This is a genomic window from Nitrospirillum amazonense (assembly GCF_007828045.1).
Classification (GTDB): Bacteria; Pseudomonadota; Alphaproteobacteria; order Azospirillales; family Azospirillaceae; genus Nitrospirillum; species Nitrospirillum amazonense_C.
The window spans coordinates 73,606-89,096 of the sequence record NZ_VITN01000009.1 but is presented as its reverse complement, the minus strand read 5'-3'; the positions used below and the strand labels follow the sequence as shown (position 1 = coordinate 89,096).

The window sequence follows — 15,491 nt, the reverse complement described above, 5'->3', positions numbered from 1 at the left end:
CGCGAGGAACCATTGCCCATGCCGTGCCGGCCCGTTTTCGCCCGCGCGGCGCGCGGCGTGGCGGGCGCCCTGCTGCTGCTGACCACCGCCTGTTCCCTGTTCACCTCTGAAGAGCCGCCGCCCCCCAGCCCGGCGCCGGGGGCCAAGCTGGTGCTGCAGCCGGCCGCCTATGCCGACCTGCCCGGGTGGCAGGCGGACAAGGTGGTGGAGGCCGTGCCCGCCATCCTGCGCTCTTGCGACAAGATGTTGCGCCAGACCTCGGGCGTCGCGGGCAAGCCCCAGGACTGGAACGCCCCCTGCTCGGCCCTGAAGAACCTGCCGCCGGGGAACGAGGCCATGGCCCGCGCCGCGCTGGAACGCTGGTTCCAGCCCTGGCGCGCCACCGACAACGGCAATCCCGAGGGCCTGTTCACCGGATACTATGAGGCGGAGCTGCGCGGCAGCCGCACGCGCCACGGCCGCTACACGGTACCGCTCTATCGCCGTCCGCCCGATCTGGTGATGGTCGATTTGGGTGAGTTCCGCGACAGCCTGAAGGGCCAGCGCATCGCCGGCCGCGTGACGGACGGCAAGCTGAAGCCCTATGAGGACCGCCGCCGCATCGATGCTGGCGCCCTGACCGGCAAGGGGCTGGAGCTGGTGTGGCTGGACGACGCCGTCGACACCTTCTTTCTGCACATCCAGGGCTCCGGCCGGGTGGTGCTGGAGGAGGGGGGCGAGATGCGCGTGGCCTATGACGGGCAGAACGGCTGGCCCTATGTCGCCATCGGCCGCCAGATGGCGGCGGACGGCAAGCTGGACCGCGACGCCGTCACCATGCAGTCCATCCGCGCCTGGCTGGCCGCCAACCCGGCGCAGGCCCAGGCCACCATGGAAGGCAACCCGTCCTACGTCTTCTTCAAGGCGCTGGAGGGCGACGGCCCCCTGGGCGCCCAGGGCGTGGCGCTGATCCCCGGCCGCTCGCTGGCGGTGGATCACACTTACGTGCCCTACGGCCTGCCCGTCTGGCTGGACGTCACCGATCCGGAGGATGAGGACAAGCGCCTGTCCCGCCTGATGGTGGCGCAGGACACCGGCGGCGCCATCCAGGGGCCCGTGCGCGGCGACGTGTTCTGGGGCCACGGCGCCCAGGCGGAACACCGGGCGGGCCTGATGAAAAGCCGGGGCGGCTATTGGCTGCTGTTGCCGCGCACGGTGACGCCGGCCAATATCGGCGCCGGGCCCGGACCGTCTTCATGAGCCGCCAGCGCCGCAGTCCGACGTCGGAGGAAATCCGCCTGTGGCGTGAGGTCATGCGCGATGCCGCCCCGCTGCGCCGGGGCGGCCCCCTGCCGCCCCCACCGCCCGCGCCGGTGGAGGCCGCCCCCGCCGTGCCCGCCGCCCCGCCGCTGGCGACGGCGCCGGCGGCCAAGTCGGTTCCCGCGGCCCCGCTGGTCCATCCCCCGTTGGTCTTCGGCGCCCGCGCCGGCCTGGACCGCCGCACCGACGACCGCTTGCGCCGGGGACAGCTGGTCATCGACGGCCGGCTGGATCTGCACGGCATGACCCAGGCCGAGGCGCACGGCGCCCTGAACGCCTTTGTCGCCCGCGCCCACCGCGAGGGCCGGCGCACCCTGCTGATCATCACCGGCAAGGGCTCCGGCGGCGGCGTCCATATGGGCACCGACCGGGAGAAGGGCATCCTGCGCGTGGCCGTGCCCCGCTGGCTGGGGGAGGCGCCCTTGCGCCCGCTGGTGCTGGCCATCCGCCAGGCCCAACCGCAGCATGGCGGCGGCGGGGCGCTCTACGTCCTGCTGAAGCGCCAACGTCCATGACCCCTTTCGGCCAGCGGATGCGCGAGCTGCGCGAGCAGCATGGCCTGGCCCTGAAGGACATGGCCGCGGCACTGCACATCTCCTCCGCCTACCTTTCCGCGCTGGAGCACGGCCGCAAGGGCACGCCTTCGCCCATGCTGGTGCGCCAGATCTGCGGCTATTTCGGCATCATCTGGGACGAGGCGGAGGAGATGGAACGCCTGGCCCAGATGTCCGATCCCCGGGTGGTGATCGACACCAGCGGCCTGCATCCCAAGGCGACCCTGGCCGCCAACCGCCTGGCGCAGCGCATCGGCAAGATGGATGAGGCGACGTTGGACCGGCTGCTGGGGCTGATCGGGCCCGCCTGACCGGATGCCCTCTTTCCCGCCGCCGCCGTTTCATGCGACGAAACAGTCGGCGCGGCGGAACGGGCGCGGCGAAACGGGGCAGCCCTGCGGTCGATTCCACTCGAACCGGGCGGGGCGCTCGGTTTAGAATGCTTATAGTTTCCCGTCCTCACCGGCGGCCGGTTCACCATTTCCGTCTTTTGGGAGCGTCCCCATGCCATCGCGTCTTGAACAGCTTTGCATCCAGAAGGGCCTCAAGATGACCGAGCAGCGGCGGGTGATCAGCCGCGTGCTGTCCGAGGCCATGGACCATCCGGATGTGGAGCAGGTGTACCGCCGCGCGGTGGAGATCGATCCCAACATCTCCATCGCCACGGTCTACCGCACCATGCGGCTGTTCGAAGAGGCCAACGTCATCGAGCGGCTGGACTTCGGCGACGGCCGCGCGCGGTACGAGGAAATCCGGGACGAGCACCACCACCACCTGATCGACCTGCAGTCGGGCGAGGTGATCGAGTTCCGCAATGAGGAGCTGGAGCGCCTGAAGGAAAAGGTGGCGGCGGAGCTGGGCTATGAGCTGATCGGCCACCGCCTGGAACTGTATGGCGTGCCGCTGAACCGCGCCAAGCGCTCCTGAGGTCCCGTCCCATGGCTTGCCGCGAGGATGCCACGTCCGACTGTTGCCGCCCCGCCGTCGTGCGGGCGTACCAGGAGATGCGCGGCAAGGGCCAGCCGGAGAAGTTCTGCCTGGAGGCGGCGATCACCGTCTACCGCTGGCACCATCCCAGCCCGGACAATTTGCCACCCGAGGTCATGGCCATGGTGACCGGCTGGGTGCGTCAGGGGCTGATGCACTGAGGGGGCCGGGAAGGGGATGGGACCTTTGTTCGACTGGCATGCCGACCCGATCGATCGCGCCACCCCCATCACCGCCGGTTATCGCGGGACCCAGAACGTCCGGCGCTTCTTCCGCCGGGAATGCGGGGAGCATTTCAAGTTTGACCGGCCCTTCATGGCCTGGATGAAGGCGGCGGCCCATCAGGCGGGTGGGGGATGGACCATGGGCGATGCGGCCGACGAATGGCGCCGCCGCGACCTGGCCGGCGGATAACGGCCGTTACCCCTCGGCACCACCCTTAGCACGCTGCCCCTGCGCCCCTTGCACTGGTCAAGGCGTCCGGCCGCCCGTATGGTCCGGCGCCATCAGCAGCCCCCCAGCAGAGGCGACGCCCCATGATTCCGCGCTACAGCCGCCCCCAGATGGTCAAGATTTGGGAACCGGAGAACCGGTTCCGGATCTGGTTCGAGATCGAGGCCCATGCCTGCGACGCGCAGGCCGAGCTGGGCGTCATCCCCAAGGAGGCCGCCGCCGCCGTGTGGGAGCGCGCGAAGTGGGATGTGGCCCGCATCGATGAGATCGAGCGCGAGACCAAGCACGACGTCATCGCCTTCCTCACCAACCTGGCGGAGCATGTCGGCCCCGAGGCCCGCTTCGTCCACCAGGGCATGACCTCCAGCGACGTGCTGGACACCTGCCTGGCGGTGCAGCTGAAAGAGGCGACCGACCTGCTGCTGGAGGATATGGACGCCCTGCTGGCCGCCCTGAAGCGCCGCGCGCAGGAACACAAGTACACCCCCAGCATCGGCCGCAGCCACGGCATCCATGCCGAGCCGGTGACCTTCGGCCTGAAGCTGGCCGGCCACTACGCCGCCTTCCAGCGCGGCCGCGACCGTCTGGCCGCCGCCCGGGATGAGATCGCCACCTGCGCCATCTCCGGCGCCGTCGGCACCTTCGCCAACATCGACCCCCGGGTCGAGGAACATGTGGCCGCCAAGCTGGGCCTGTCGGTGGAGCCCATGTCCACCCAGGTCATCCCGCGCGACCGCCACGCCATGTACTTCGCCGTCCTGGCCGTCATCGCCGCCAGCATCGACAACCTGGCCACCGAGGTCCGCCACCTGCAGCGCAGTGAAGTGCGCGAGGCCGAGGAGTATTTCAGCCCGGGCCAGAAGGGCTCGTCCGCCATGCCGCACAAGCGCAACCCGGTGCTGTCGGAAAACCTGTCGGGCCTGTCCCGCCTGATCCGCAGCCATGTGGTCCCGGCGCTGGAGAACGTGACCCTGTGGCATGAGCGCGACATCAGCCATTCCTCGGTGGAGCGAGTCATCGCCCCCGACGCCACCATCGCCCTGGACTTCGCCCTGTCGCGCCTGACCGGCATGATCGACAAGCTGGTGGTCTATCCGGAGAACATGCAGCGCAACCTGGACATGCTGGGCGGCCTGCACAACAGCCAGCGCGTCCTGCTGGCCCTGACCCAGGCCGGCATGAGCCGCGAGGACGCCTACCGCGCCGTGCAGCGCAACGCCATGCCGGTGTGGCTGGAGGGCAAGGACTTCCGCACCCTGCTGAAGGCCGACGCCGACGTGGCCAAGCACCTGACGGCCGACCAGATCGACGGCGCCTTCGACCTGGACTACCACACCAAGCACGTCGATACGGTTTTCAAGCGCGTGTTTGGGGAATAGTTCTGTTCCCTGAGGCGACGGGCGCGGGCGTCCGCCCGCTTGCCTTATCCTCGTTTTCCAGTCCGCTGATGCCCCCGGAAAACTCCGGTGGACGCAGTCGCGTCCTGCGGCGGCATGGAATGCCGCCGGTCAAACACAAACAAAAAAAGGGGCGGTCCCGCTTGGGGCCGCCCTTTTTCCTATTCGTGATCCTGTAGGGGATCAGTCGGTCATCACCTGCTGGCGGGCCGCCTCCAGCGTGTGCTCCATCTCCTTCTCCACGCGGTGGGCGGAGATGTCGATGCCCTTGGCGGTGAAGTCGGCCATGATGCGGGCCAGGATGTCCTGGTGGCCGGGTTCCTTCAGGTCTTCCGACACCATTTCCTTGGCATAGGCGGCGGCCTCGTCGCCCGTCAGGCCCAGGTGCTGGGCGGCCCATTCGCCGACCAGGCGGGCGCGGCGGACGTAGATGCGGAACAGCAGTTCCTCGTCATGCTTGAACTTGGCCTCGAAGGCCTGTTCGCGTTCGTCAAAGGTCGTCATCGCTATTCCTCGAAGCACAGCTCTGGGTGGTTTCGATTTCCCCCGGCAGCCTTATATATCGGGTGGTCGCTTGCGGTCTACAGCCCCCGGGGCAATACGCCGCCCCCGGGGCCTTTCCCGAAGCGGCGCCAATACTCTGTCAGGTGCCTTCATCCCATGTGCAGCGTCATCCTCCTCCGCCGTCCCGGCCATGCCTGGCCCCTGATCGTCGCCGCCAACCGGGACGAGATGAACGACCGTCCCTGGCTGCCCCCCGGCCGCCATTGGCCCGACCGGCCGGAGGTGGTGGCCGGCAAGGATGAGCTGGCGGACGGCAGCTGGTGCGGCCTGAACGACAGCGGCGTCCTGGCCGCCGTGCTGAACCGCGAGGGCACGCTGGGCCCGGCGGCCGGCAAGCGCTCACGCGGGGAGCTGGTGCTGGAGGCGCTGGACCATGCGGACGCCCCGGTGGAGGCGCTGTCCGACCTGGACACCCGCGCCTACCGTCCCTTCAACCTGCTGCTGGCCGACAACCGCGACGCCTGGCTGCTGGAACATGCCGGTGAGGCGGGGCGTACCCGCGTGCGGGTGACGCCCATTTCCGAGGGCGTCTCCATGATCACGGCCCGGGGCCTGAACGCCCTGGACTGCCCGCGCACCCGGCGCTACCGGCCCCTGTTCGCCGCCGCCCCCGCGCCGGATCCTGAGACCGAACGCTGGGCGGAATGGGAGATGCTGCTGGCCAGCCGCGTCAGCGGCGCGGGCGATGATCCGCGCGAGGCGATGTGCATCGTGACCCCGCCCGTTGGCGGTAAAGGGGGTTTCGAGACCACCAGCAGCTCAATCATCGCCCTGCCGGCCATGGACCGCGCCGGGGTGCTTCCCCGCTGGCGCTTCGCCGCCGGCCGGCCGGACGAGGCCCCCTTCCTTGACGTGGATCTGGGACGTGGATCTGGGCCGGTAAGTCCGACCGTATAGGCGCCCGGCGTGGGGCGAGGGGTGCCTGACATTGTACAGAACCCCATTGCTTGCTATATCCTCGCCATCAGGGCCGGCCCTCGGGCGCGGGCGTTCCACTATGCGCACGTCCGCCCGATGCCGCCCGCATCCGTTCGTTCGAAAGAAGTGATCCCATGTCTCGACGCCGGCGGATCTACGAAGGCAAGGCCAAAGACCTGTTTGAAGGGCCTGAGCCCGGCACGCTGGTTCAGTACTTCAAGGATGATACGTCCCATGAGCACAAGAAGGGCGTCATCACCGGCAAGGGCGTGCTGAACAACCGCATCTCCGAATACCTGATGACCCGCCTGGGCGAGATGGGGGTGCCCACCCATTTCGTCCGCCGCCTGAACATGCGCGAGCAATTGGTGCGCGAGGTGGAGATCATCCCGGTCGAGGTGGTGGTGCGCAATGTCGCCGCGGGTTCGCTCAGCAAGCGCTTCGGCATTCCCGAAGGCACGCAGCTGCCCCGCTCCATCATCGAGTTCTATTACAAGTCCGACGAGCTGGGCTGCCCCATGGTGTCGGAGGAGCACATCACCGCCTTCGGCTGGGCGGGGCCCCAGGACCTGGACGACATGCTGTCGCTCAGCCTGCGCATCAACGACTACCTGTCCGGCCTGTTCCTGGGCACGGGCCTGAAGCTGGTGGACTTCAAGGTGGAGTTCGGCCGGTTGTGGGACAACGACGAGATGCGCATCGTCCTGGCCGATGAGATCAGCCCGGACAATTGCCGCCTGTGGGATATCAAGACCAACGAGAAGCTGGACAAGGACCGCTTCCGCCAGGACCTGGGCAAGGTCGAGGAAGCCTACCAGGAAGTGGCCCGCCGCCTGGGCATCCTGCCCGAGGGCGGCCCCGGCGACGTCAAGGCGCCCAAGCTGATGCAGTGAGTTCCGGTCCCGGGGGCGGTTTCGCCCCCGGGCTTTTTCATACCCCCGTTCGCGTAAAACTAGCCAGGAAGAGCATCGATCATGAAGGCCAAGGTTACCGTCACGCTGAAGCACGGCGTCCTCGATCCCCAGGGCAAGGCCATCGGCCACGCCCTGCAGACCCTGGGCTTCGACGGCGTGGGCGAAGTCCGTCAGGGCAAGCTGATCGAGCTGGAGCTGGAAGAGACCGATGCCGCCAAGGCCAAGGCGGCGGTGGAGGCCATGTGCCAGCGCCTGCTGGCCAACACTGTCATCGAGAACTACGCCATCGAACTGGTGTAAGTCCTGGCCCGGGGCGGCATCCGGCCGCCCCGGTATCCCTTATTCCGCCGGTTTCAGGCCGGCGATGAAATAGCCCAGCGCCCGGTCGAACGCGGCATCTGGGCTGTCCTCCAGGACGCCGGCCACCGCCACCGCCATCAGCGGCGCCTCTGGCCCCATTTCCGGCAGGGTCTGGCCGGCGCGGTCGGGCGCGTCCATGGCCCTGGCCTGTTCCTCCAGCACCCACCCCACGACGAAGCGCGACAGCGCGATCAGGATGGACAGCGCGTCCGCCGGGGCGAAGCCGTGCCGGCACAGCAGTCCCACCTGCGCCTCCGCCAGCGGCATCTGTTCCGCCAGCGGGCCGGTGCCGGCATGCACGCGGGCGCCGTCGCGATAGGCCAGCAAGGCGTGGCGGAAACTGCGGACGTTCAGCGTCAGCCACGCCCGCCAGTCCGTCTCCCCCTCGGGCGGCCACACGTGCTTGTGCCGCGCCAGCATGGCCACGGCCATGGCGTCCAACAACGCGCGCTTGTTGCGGAAATGCCAGTATAGGGTGGGCGACTGCACGCCCAGGCGCGCCGCCAGCAGGCGGGTGCTGAGCCCGTCCATCCCCACCTCGTTCAGCAGATCCAAGGCCGCGCGCACCACCGTGTCGCGGGTCAGTTTGCCCTCTGGCCGCATGCCGTCCTCCATTCGCGCTTGACTCTCTATCATCGATAGGGAAAATGCAACTCTATCAGTGATAGGGATCGAAGGCGTGGCGTCATGAACAAGGCGTTGTATGTGGTTTTCCTGGCCATGGCGCTGGATGCGGTGGGCATCGGCATCATCATGCCCATCCTGCCGGGTTTGTTGCGCGAAGTGACCGGCACGGACGACGTGGCGCCGCTCTATGGCCTGCTCCTGGCGACCTTCGCCCTGATGCAGTTCTTCTGCGCCCCGGTGCTGGGCGCGCTCAGCGACCGCTATGGTCGCCGGCCTGTCCTGCTGCTGTCGCTGGTCGGCGGGGCTTTGGACTATCTGGCCCTGGCCTGGTCCCCCAACATCTGGGTGGTGGCGGGTGGCCGCATCCTGGCCGGCATCACCTCCGCCAACATGGCGGTCATCACCGCCTACATCACCGACACGACGGAGGAGGCGGGGCGGGCCAAGCAATTCGGGCGCATGAGTGCCGCCTTCGGCGTCGGCTTCATCGCCGGCCCGGCCCTGGGCGGCCTGCTGGGCATGGTTTCGCTGCGGGCGCCCTTCCTGCTGGCGGCTGGCCTGAATGGCCTGAACTTCCTGCTGGCGCTGCTGGTGCTGCCGGAGTCGCGGCCGGCGGCGGCGGAGCGCACGCCCATCAAGCTGGGCGCCCTGAACGCCTTCGGCTCCCTGCGCTGGGCCGCCAGCGTGCCGGTGCTGGCGCGGCTGCTGGTGGTCTATGTCCTGGCGGAGGGGGCGGGCCAGCTGGCGGCCTCCCTCTGGGTGCTGAACGGCCAGGACCGGTTCGCCTGGGACGCGTCGGTGGTGGGCTGGTCGCTGGCGGGCTTCGGTTTCCTGCACGCCATCGCCCAGACCTTCGTGACGGAACCGGTGACCCGCCGCCTGGGTGAGCGCGGGGCCTTCATCCTGGCGGCGGCGGCGGATGGCGTGGCCTACGCGGTCATGGCCTTCGCAACCCATGGCCTGGCTGTCTTCCTCATCATGCCGCTGCTGTCCCTGGGCGGCATTGTCGGGCCGGCCCTGCAGGCGCTGATGTCCTTCCGCGTCGGCCAGGACCGGCAGGGTGAACTGCAGGGCACGCTGGCCGCCCTGGGCAGCCTGGTGGGCATCGGCGGCCCGCTGCTCTTCACCGCGGTCTATGGCGCCACCCGGGCCATCATGCCGGGTGCCGTCTGGCTGCTGGGCGTGGCGGCCTACGCCATCGCCGTTCCGCTGCTGCCCAGCCGCCGGGCCCTGGCACCCACTGGGGCACCCACTGGGGCGCCCGCTGAGGCACCCACTGGCGCGCCGGCGGGGGAATGAGGGCGGCCGAGCCGCTCGCGCGTCAGTCCGGCTTCCCCCCCGTCATTTCCATCTGGTCCCGGTCCGCCTGGCTGGCGCCGGCGTGGACCAGCAGGTTGTCGCGCAGGCGGCTGACCGTCTTCTGGATCACCTTGAACTCTTCCGGCGTCAGGCCGCTGGCCTTCACCAGATTGCGCTGCCCGCCCTTTTCCCGCAGCTGCCGGCCGGCCGGGGTCAGGCTGACCCGCACCTGGCGTTCGTCCGCCGGGTCACGGCGGCGCCGCAGATAGCCCAGCGACTCCAGCTTCTTCAGGATGGGGGTCAGGGTGTTCGATTCCAGGAACAGCTTCTCACCCAGGCTGCTGACCGTCTGGTCGTCCTGTTCCCACAGGGCCACGATCGCGATCCACTGGGTATAAGTCACGCCCAGTTCATCCAAGATCGCCTTGTAGGCGCGGCCATAAGCCAGGTTCGCGGAATAGACGGCGAAACACAGGAAATCCGCCAGCTTCGCCTGGGGGGCTGAGGGCGCGGGGCTGTCTGGTGCCGGGGCGTCGGGGGGTGTCATCGGCGTTCCTTCCGATAAGGGTGTCGTGGGCCTTCCGGCCTCTCCCGCCCCATATAGCACGCATGCGATTAAATCGGAAATTGACGCTGTGTCGAAACGGATTTATTAGTAGCGTATCCGATCTAAACGGAAGCGATTAAAATAGGAACCATCATGGCCTCGATCCTCCTGGCGTATCTGGCGGGTGTGTTGACCATCGCCGCCCCCTGCATCCTGCCCCTGCTGCCCATCGTGCTGGCCCCGGCCTTGACGGACGGTGCCGGCTTTCGCCGCCGGGGGCTGCCCCTGCTGGTGGGGTTGGCGGCGGCCTTCGCCGTAACGGCCAGCCTGGCGGCGGCGGGCGGCTGGGCGGTTGCGGCCAACCAGTACGGCCGCGCGGTGGGCCTGGCCTTCGTGGCTCTGTTTGGCCTGGCCATGATGTGGCCGGCGCTGGCCGCCCGATTGACGGCGCCGCTGGTGGCGGCGGGGTCGCGGCTGGCTGAACGGTTCAGCCCCGCTGCGAGTCCCGGGGCCGACAGGACCGTCGCCTCATCGCTGGCCCTGGGCTTGGCCACCGGACTGGTGTGGGCGCCCTGCGGCGGGCCCGTCCTGGGCCTGATCCTCAGCGCTGCCGCCCTGCACGGGCCGGGCCCCGATACCACGGTGGCGCTGTTCTTCTACGCCCTGGGCGCCGCCACGCCGCTGGCCGTCATCATGATCGGGGGCGGCCGCCTGGCGCGCGCCTTGCCGCCGGGGGCCCTGCACTGGGCCGAGGGCATGCGCCGGGTGGCGGGTGGTGCCGTGGTCGCCACGGCGGTCATCAGCGCCGCCGGCCTGGACACCCGCCTGTTCCTGGGGGTGCCGGCCCTGCCCACCGACCGGATGGAACGCGCCCTGGTGAAGGTGTTGAGCGCCCATGAGTCCGGCGTGGCCCATGCCGCCACCCTGCCGACGACGAGCCCATCGCCGCCGCCGCCGGTGACCGGCCCCCTAGCCGATGTGCTGAAGGCCAAAGCCTGGGTCAACACCCCCGGCCTGTCCCCCGGCGACCTGCGCGGCCATGTGGTCCTGGTGAACTTCTGGACCTATTCCTGCATCAACTGCCTGCGCGCCTTGCCCCATGTCCGCCAGTGGGCGGCGCAGTACAAGGACCAGGGCCTGGTGGTGGTGGGCGTCCACACCCCGGAATTCGCGTTCGAGCGGGATGTGGGCAACATCACCAAGGCCGCCGCCACGCTGGACGTGACCTACCCGGTGGCGGTGGACAACGACTATCGCATCTGGCACGCCTTCGACAACCAGGCTTGGCCCGCCCTGTACCTGGTCAACGCCGACGGCCGCGTCATCTACCAGGCCTTTGGCGAGGGCGATTACGACAAGACGGAACGCGTCATCGGAAAGGCGCTGGCGGACGCCCAGGCCACGCCCGCGGCTCAGGTTCCTGCTGCCCAGGTGAAGGTCGAGGGCACCCAGGCCGCCGCCGACCTCAACGACCTGGGCTCCCCCGAAACCTATGTCGGTTATGGCGAGGGCCAGCGCTATTCCGGCGGCGACGACATCGCGGCCGACGCCCCCGCCCGTTACCGCCCCGCCGGCAGCCTGCGCCTGAACCACTGGACCCTGGGCGGCGGCTGGACGGTGGGCCGGGAATTCGCCACGGCCGGTCAGGCCGGGGCCCGCATCGCCTACCGCTTCCACGCCCGCGACCTGCACCTGGTGCTGGCGCCAGGCGCCGATGGCCAGCCCGTCCGCTTCCGGGTGCGCATCGACGGCGCCGCCCCCGGCCCCGACCATGGCACCGATGTGGACGCCGACGGCGGGGGCACGGTGCGCGCCGCCAAGCTGTACCAGCTGGTCCGCCAGGCCGGCCCGGTGGCCGACCACACCTTCGAGATCGAATTCCTGGACCCTGGCGCCCGCGCCTACGCCTTCACCTTCGGCTGATCCGCCCCGAACCCCGTCCATCCCCGGTGCCGGTTGGACGTCGTCAGGCTCTGACGCCGCAGGGCCGCGACCGAGGTCTCAGGGGATCAGACCAGTCCCTGGGCGCGGAAGCTGAAGTGCCGCCCCCGGCCGATGACCAGATGGTCGTGCACCGCTATCTCCAGCGCCTTGGCGGCGTCGGCGATGGCCTTGGTCATCTGGATGTCCGCTCGGCTGGGGCTGGGATCGCCGCTGGGGTGGTTGTGCACCAGGATGATGCCGCTGGCGCCCAGCTCCAGCGCGCGCTTCAGCACCTCGCGCGGGTAGGCCGCCGTCTGGTTGACCGTGCCGCGCTGCTGCACCTCGTCCCGCAGCAGCGCGTGCCGGCCGTCCAGGAACAGAACGCGGAACTGTTCCACCGGCTCATGCGCCAGGGCGCCCTGGCAGTAATCCAGCAGCTTCTGCCAGGACGACAGCACGGGGCGGTCCAGCAACTCCCGCCGCGCCATGCGCAGGGCGGCGGCGGCCACCACCTTGATGGCGCCGATGGCGGCGTCGCTCAGCTTGAACTCGTCACGCAAGGTGGCCACCGGTGCCGACACCAACCCCCAGAAGGAGCCGAAGCGGTCCAGCAGCTGCTTGGCCAGGGGCTTCACGTCGCGCCGGGGGATGGCCTGGAACAGCAGCAGCTCCACCAGCTCATAATCCTGCAGGGCTTCCGGCCCCTGGTTCAGAAAACGCTCGCGCAGGCGGTCGCGGTGGCCGTGGTAATGGGGCGGCGGTTCCTTTTCGGCGGCCGGTGTGGGCAGGTCCAGTTCCAGTACGGCGTTCTTGTCGTGCTCGCGGCCCATGCCCATCCCCCGTTACCCGCGCAGGCAGTATAGGTGGGGCGCGGTGCACCCGCCAGGGGTGCCGCCGTGGTGCCGCCGGGGGGGGGGCGATGGGGGGAATCGTCCCGGCAAAACCTGCCCTTCGCGAAGCGAATTGCAGGGGCTTGCCGGGTGGGCACGGCCGGGCGCTGGCCGCGACTCGCGGGAATCCCTAATCCATTCGCCCTGCCATTGCCTGGCATATCTATTGCTTTGGGGTTACTTCGCCTGACCAGAGGAGTCCAGCCGCGATGTCCCATCCCATTCCCCTGTCCACCGTCAAGACGGCGCGTGTCGACAAATCCCTGGCCGACAAGTCCCTAGCCGACAAGTCCCAGGGGCCGGGGGATGAGCGCGGCCTTGAACCCTTGCCCGGCATTCCCCTGGTGGAGGAGGAACGGCTACGCCGCTACGCCCTGTCGCTGGGGGACGGCGTGCTGTCCGAGATTTTGGCGCTCTACGCGGAATGTCTGGTGGATGCCGGTGGCGCCTTGGACCTGGCGCTGCGGCGCGGTGCCGTCGACGGCGTGCGCCACTATGCCTATCTGCTGACCGGCACGGCGGCGGAGATGGGAACGCCCCGGCTGGCCCACATCAGTCGCTTCCTGGCGCGCCGCGCCGGGCAAGGTGTGGCGGAGGCTGGCGCCTTGGCCTCCCTGCACCAGGTGCTGACCCAGACCCAGGCGGCGGTGGGTGATATTCTGGAACACCATCTCCAGGTGGTGCAGGGACCGCACGTCGCCCGCGCCTGAGCCCACTCGCGTGATTCCGCTGCCGATATGAAAAAGCCCCGCCCGGGGCGACCTGGGCGGGGCTTTCCTGATGCTGGAGAACTGGGTGCCGGGGAAGCGGATCAGGCCTTGGCGGCGTAGGGCGGGCGGTGGAAGCCGGCCGGCGACAGGGTGAAAATCTCACAGCCGTCCTTGGTCACGCCCACGGTGTGCTCGAACTGCGCCGACAGGCTCTTGTCCTTGGTCACGGCGGTCCAGCCGTCGGACAGGATCTTCACGTCATAGCGCCCGATGTTGATCATGGGCTCGATGGTGAAGATCATGCCTTCCTTCAGTTCCGTCCCCTGGCCAGGCTTGCCGAAGTGCAGGACGGACGGGGCGGTGTGGAACACCTTGCCCACGCCGTGGCCGCAGAAGTCGCGCACGACGGAGAAGCGGTTGCCCTCGGCGAAGGTCTGGATGGCGTGGCCGATGTCGCCCAGGGTGGCGCCGGGACGCACCGCCTGGATGCCGCGCATCATGGCCTCATAGGTCACGTCCACCAGCTTGCGCGCCTTCAGCGGGATGTCGTCGCCCACGAAGAACATGCGACTGGTGTCGCCGTACCAGCCGTCGACGATGACGGTGACGTCGATGTTGGCGATGTCGCCCTTCTGCAGGCGCTTGTCGCTGGGGATGCCGTGGCAGACCACGTGATTGACGGAGATGCAGCAGGACTTGGGATAGCCGCGATAGCCCAGGGTGGCGGACTTGGCGCCGTGGGCCTGCGTCCATTCCTCGCACAGCCGGTCGATCTCCTCCGTCGCCACGCCGGGCACGACGAAGGGGGTCAGGTAGTCCAGCAGGGCCGCGGCCGTCTGGCCGGCCTTGCGCATGGCGGCGAAGCCTTCCTCGCCGTGGATGACGATGCCGCGGTCTTCCAGTTCGTACTCTTCATCCGCGGCGGCGGCCGCTTCGCCTCTGTTCATGCTCTCAAATCCATCTGTCGGGCGGCCCAGGGGCCGGCCCAGCCAAACACCAGCCTCCGGCAACCCACGGGATGGTGAACAGGTGCCGGAACACACGGTTCCGAACTTAGGCGCGCCACCGCCCCACGGCAAGGCAATCCGGGGGCAGGGCAGGGCCCCGAATCCGTGTCAGGGACGGTTGGCGGCGGGACATTTCCCCCTATAATCGCGCGGCATATCCCGTCCCGCGACGAAAGCCCGCCTCGATGACCGCCTCTACCGCTGCGCCCACTGGCTGCCTCATCATCATCGGCAATGAGATCCTGTCCGGCCGCACCCAGGATGTGAACCTGAACCACCTGGCCAAGGTGCTGGGCGGCATGGGCGTGCGCCTGAGGGAGGCGCGGGTGGTGGCGGATGACGAGGCCGCGATCATCGAGGCGGTGAACCAGACCCGTGCCCGCTACACCTACGTCTTCACCACCGGCGGCATCGGCCCCACGCACGACGACATCACCGCCGCCTGCGTCGCCAAGGCCTTCGGCGTGCCCCTGCTGCGCGATCCCGAGGCCGTGCGCCGGCTGGAGGCGCACTACGCCGGCACGGGGCGGGAACTGAACGAGGCGCGGCTGCGCATGGCCAACGTGCCGCAGGGCGGCATCCTGATCGACAACCCGGTCTCGGCCGCCCCCGGCTTCCAGATCGGCAACGTCTTCGTCATGGCGGGCGTGCCGGCCATCATGCAGGCCATGCTGGCCGGCCTGACCAACCGTCTGGTGGGCGGCCCGGTGGTGCTGGCCCGCACCGTGCGCTGCCTGGTGGGGGAAGGCGAACTGGCCGGCGGCCTCAGCGCCATCCAGGACCGCTATGCCGACGTGGACATCGGCAGCTACCCCACCTATCGCGAGGGTCGCTTCGCCACCAGCCTGGTGCTGCGCAGTTCCGACGCCGCCCGCCTGGCCGCCGCCACGGACGAGGTCGCGGCCCTGGTGCGCGGCATGGGGGCGGAGCCGGAGGTGGTGGAGGGCGCCGCCTGACAGGAAGATCCGAAGCGGCGTCACCGCACGCGTTACTGGCCTTGCCCTGCCGGCCCCACCTCCGCTAGGGTCCCTCCCGGCCTCGA

General features: G+C 69.2%; 19 protein-coding genes. 14 read left to right on the top strand and 5 right to left on the bottom strand.

Features of this window, described 5'->3' with window-relative positions:
* The first annotated feature begins 18 nt into the window (after nucleotides 1–18).
* From mltA to purB, 7 genes are all read left to right on the top strand, one after another.
* Nucleotides 19–1,239: a murein transglycosylase A gene (gene mltA / locus FBZ89_RS15590; RefSeq protein WP_246172256.1), complete on the top strand. Its 1,221-nt coding sequence runs from the start codon at nucleotides 19–21 to the stop codon at nucleotides 1,237–1,239.
* Nucleotides 1,236–1,814 carry a Smr/MutS family protein gene (locus FBZ89_RS15585; protein ID WP_145750889.1) on the top strand — a complete coding sequence of 193 codons (579 nt, stop codon included), beginning with the start codon at nucleotides 1,236–1,238 and terminating at the stop codon, nucleotides 1,812–1,814. Before mltA ends, FBZ89_RS15585 begins: the two co-directional genes overlap by 4 nt.
* On the top strand, nucleotides 1,811–2,164 hold the full coding sequence (locus tag FBZ89_RS15580; protein ID WP_145750888.1) for a helix-turn-helix domain-containing protein: 354 nt from the start codon (nucleotides 1,811–1,813) through the stop codon (nucleotides 2,162–2,164). Before FBZ89_RS15585 ends, FBZ89_RS15580 begins: the two co-directional genes overlap by 4 nt.
* A 193-nt stretch (nucleotides 2,165–2,357) precedes the next feature.
* Nucleotides 2,358–2,780, top strand: a complete 423-nt coding sequence (locus FBZ89_RS15575; RefSeq protein ID WP_004274465.1) for a Fur family transcriptional regulator — start codon at nucleotides 2,358–2,360, stop codon at nucleotides 2,778–2,780.
* Nucleotides 2,781–2,791: 11 nt separating this feature from the next.
* Nucleotides 2,792–3,001, top strand: a complete 210-nt coding sequence (locus FBZ89_RS15570; RefSeq protein WP_145750887.1) for a hypothetical protein — start codon at nucleotides 2,792–2,794, stop codon at nucleotides 2,999–3,001.
* Nucleotides 3,002–3,017: 16 nt separating this feature from the next.
* On the top strand, nucleotides 3,018–3,254 hold the full coding sequence (locus tag FBZ89_RS15565; RefSeq protein ID WP_145750886.1) for a DUF6434 domain-containing protein: 237 nt from the start codon (nucleotides 3,018–3,020) through the stop codon (nucleotides 3,252–3,254).
* Nucleotides 3,255–3,376: 122 nt separating this feature from the next.
* On the top strand, nucleotides 3,377–4,672 hold the full coding sequence (purB, locus tag FBZ89_RS15560; protein WP_145750885.1) for an adenylosuccinate lyase: 1,296 nt from the start codon (nucleotides 3,377–3,379) through the stop codon (nucleotides 4,670–4,672).
* Between the two features lie 201 nt (nucleotides 4,673–4,873).
* On the opposite strand, the gene FBZ89_RS15555 is transcribed toward purB, so the two are convergent.
* The gene (locus FBZ89_RS15555; protein WP_145750884.1) at nucleotides 4,874–5,194 is read right to left on the bottom strand and encodes a DUF1476 domain-containing protein; all 321 of its coding nucleotides are present in this window, start codon (nucleotides 5,192–5,194) and stop codon (nucleotides 4,874–4,876) included.
* Between the two features lie 156 nt (nucleotides 5,195–5,350).
* On the opposite strand from FBZ89_RS15555, the gene FBZ89_RS15550 reads away from it, so the two are divergent.
* The 3 genes from FBZ89_RS15550 to purS all read left to right on the top strand — a co-directional run bounded on the left by FBZ89_RS15550 (nucleotide 5,351) and on the right by purS (nucleotide 7,386).
* Nucleotides 5,351–6,151 carry an NRDE family protein gene (locus FBZ89_RS15550; RefSeq protein ID WP_145750883.1) on the top strand — a complete coding sequence of 267 codons (801 nt, stop codon included), beginning with the start codon at nucleotides 5,351–5,353 and terminating at the stop codon, nucleotides 6,149–6,151.
* Nucleotides 6,152–6,306: 155 nt separating this feature from the next.
* Complete coding sequence (gene purC, locus FBZ89_RS15545; RefSeq protein ID WP_145611017.1) at nucleotides 6,307–7,065, top strand: phosphoribosylaminoimidazolesuccinocarboxamide synthase; 759 nt, start codon at nucleotides 6,307–6,309, stop codon at nucleotides 7,063–7,065.
* An 81-nt stretch (nucleotides 7,066–7,146) separates the two neighbouring features.
* Entirely contained in the window at nucleotides 7,147–7,386 is a 240-nt protein-coding gene (gene purS / locus FBZ89_RS15540) for a phosphoribosylformylglycinamidine synthase subunit PurS (protein ID WP_145734887.1), read from the top strand.
* 39 nt (nucleotides 7,387–7,425) lie between these two features.
* Here purS and FBZ89_RS15535 read toward each other — a convergent pair whose 3' ends face one another.
* A complete protein-coding gene (locus tag FBZ89_RS15535) occupies nucleotides 7,426–8,049 on the bottom strand; it encodes a TetR/AcrR family transcriptional regulator C-terminal domain-containing protein (RefSeq protein WP_145750882.1) in 624 nt (207 codons plus the stop codon).
* Nucleotides 8,050–8,133: 84 nt separating this feature from the next.
* Here FBZ89_RS15535 and FBZ89_RS15530 point away from each other — a divergent pair, with 84 nt between their 5' ends.
* A complete protein-coding gene (locus FBZ89_RS15530; RefSeq protein WP_145750881.1) occupies nucleotides 8,134–9,372 on the top strand; it encodes a TCR/Tet family MFS transporter in 1,239 nt (412 codons plus the stop codon).
* A gap of 22 nt (nucleotides 9,373–9,394) precedes the next feature.
* On the opposite strand, the gene FBZ89_RS15525 is transcribed toward FBZ89_RS15530, so the two are convergent.
* Entirely contained in the window at nucleotides 9,395–9,919 is a 525-nt protein-coding gene (locus tag FBZ89_RS15525) for a MarR family winged helix-turn-helix transcriptional regulator (RefSeq protein WP_145750880.1), read from the bottom strand.
* A gap of 153 nt (nucleotides 9,920–10,072) precedes the next feature.
* Here FBZ89_RS15525 and FBZ89_RS15520 point away from each other — a divergent pair, with 153 nt between their 5' ends.
* Nucleotides 10,073–11,842, top strand: coding sequence for a redoxin family protein (locus FBZ89_RS15520; RefSeq protein WP_145750879.1), 1,770 nt, complete (start codon nucleotides 10,073–10,075; stop codon nucleotides 11,840–11,842).
* Between the two features lie 86 nt (nucleotides 11,843–11,928).
* Here the strand turns inward: FBZ89_RS15520 and radC are convergent, their stop codons facing one another.
* The gene (radC, locus tag FBZ89_RS15515; RefSeq protein WP_246172254.1) at nucleotides 11,929–12,672 is read right to left on the bottom strand and encodes a RadC family protein; all 744 of its coding nucleotides are present in this window, start codon (nucleotides 12,670–12,672) and stop codon (nucleotides 11,929–11,931) included.
* A 269-nt stretch (nucleotides 12,673–12,941) separates the two neighbouring features.
* Here radC and FBZ89_RS15510 point away from each other — a divergent pair, with 269 nt between their 5' ends.
* Nucleotides 12,942–13,442 (top strand): hypothetical protein, encoded by a 501-nt coding sequence (locus FBZ89_RS15510; protein WP_145750877.1) that lies wholly within the window; start codon nucleotides 12,942–12,944, stop codon nucleotides 13,440–13,442.
* A gap of 101 nt (nucleotides 13,443–13,543) precedes the next feature.
* Here FBZ89_RS15510 and map read toward each other — a convergent pair whose 3' ends face one another.
* Nucleotides 13,544–14,389 carry a type I methionyl aminopeptidase gene (gene map / locus FBZ89_RS15505; protein WP_145750876.1) on the bottom strand — a complete coding sequence of 282 codons (846 nt, stop codon included), beginning with the start codon at nucleotides 14,387–14,389 and terminating at the stop codon, nucleotides 13,544–13,546.
* A gap of 245 nt (nucleotides 14,390–14,634) precedes the next feature.
* On the opposite strand from map, the gene FBZ89_RS15500 reads away from it, so the two are divergent.
* Complete coding sequence (locus tag FBZ89_RS15500) at nucleotides 14,635–15,405, top strand: competence/damage-inducible protein A (protein WP_145750875.1); 771 nt, start codon at nucleotides 14,635–14,637, stop codon at nucleotides 15,403–15,405.
* Nucleotides 15,406–15,491: the final 86 nt, after the last annotated feature.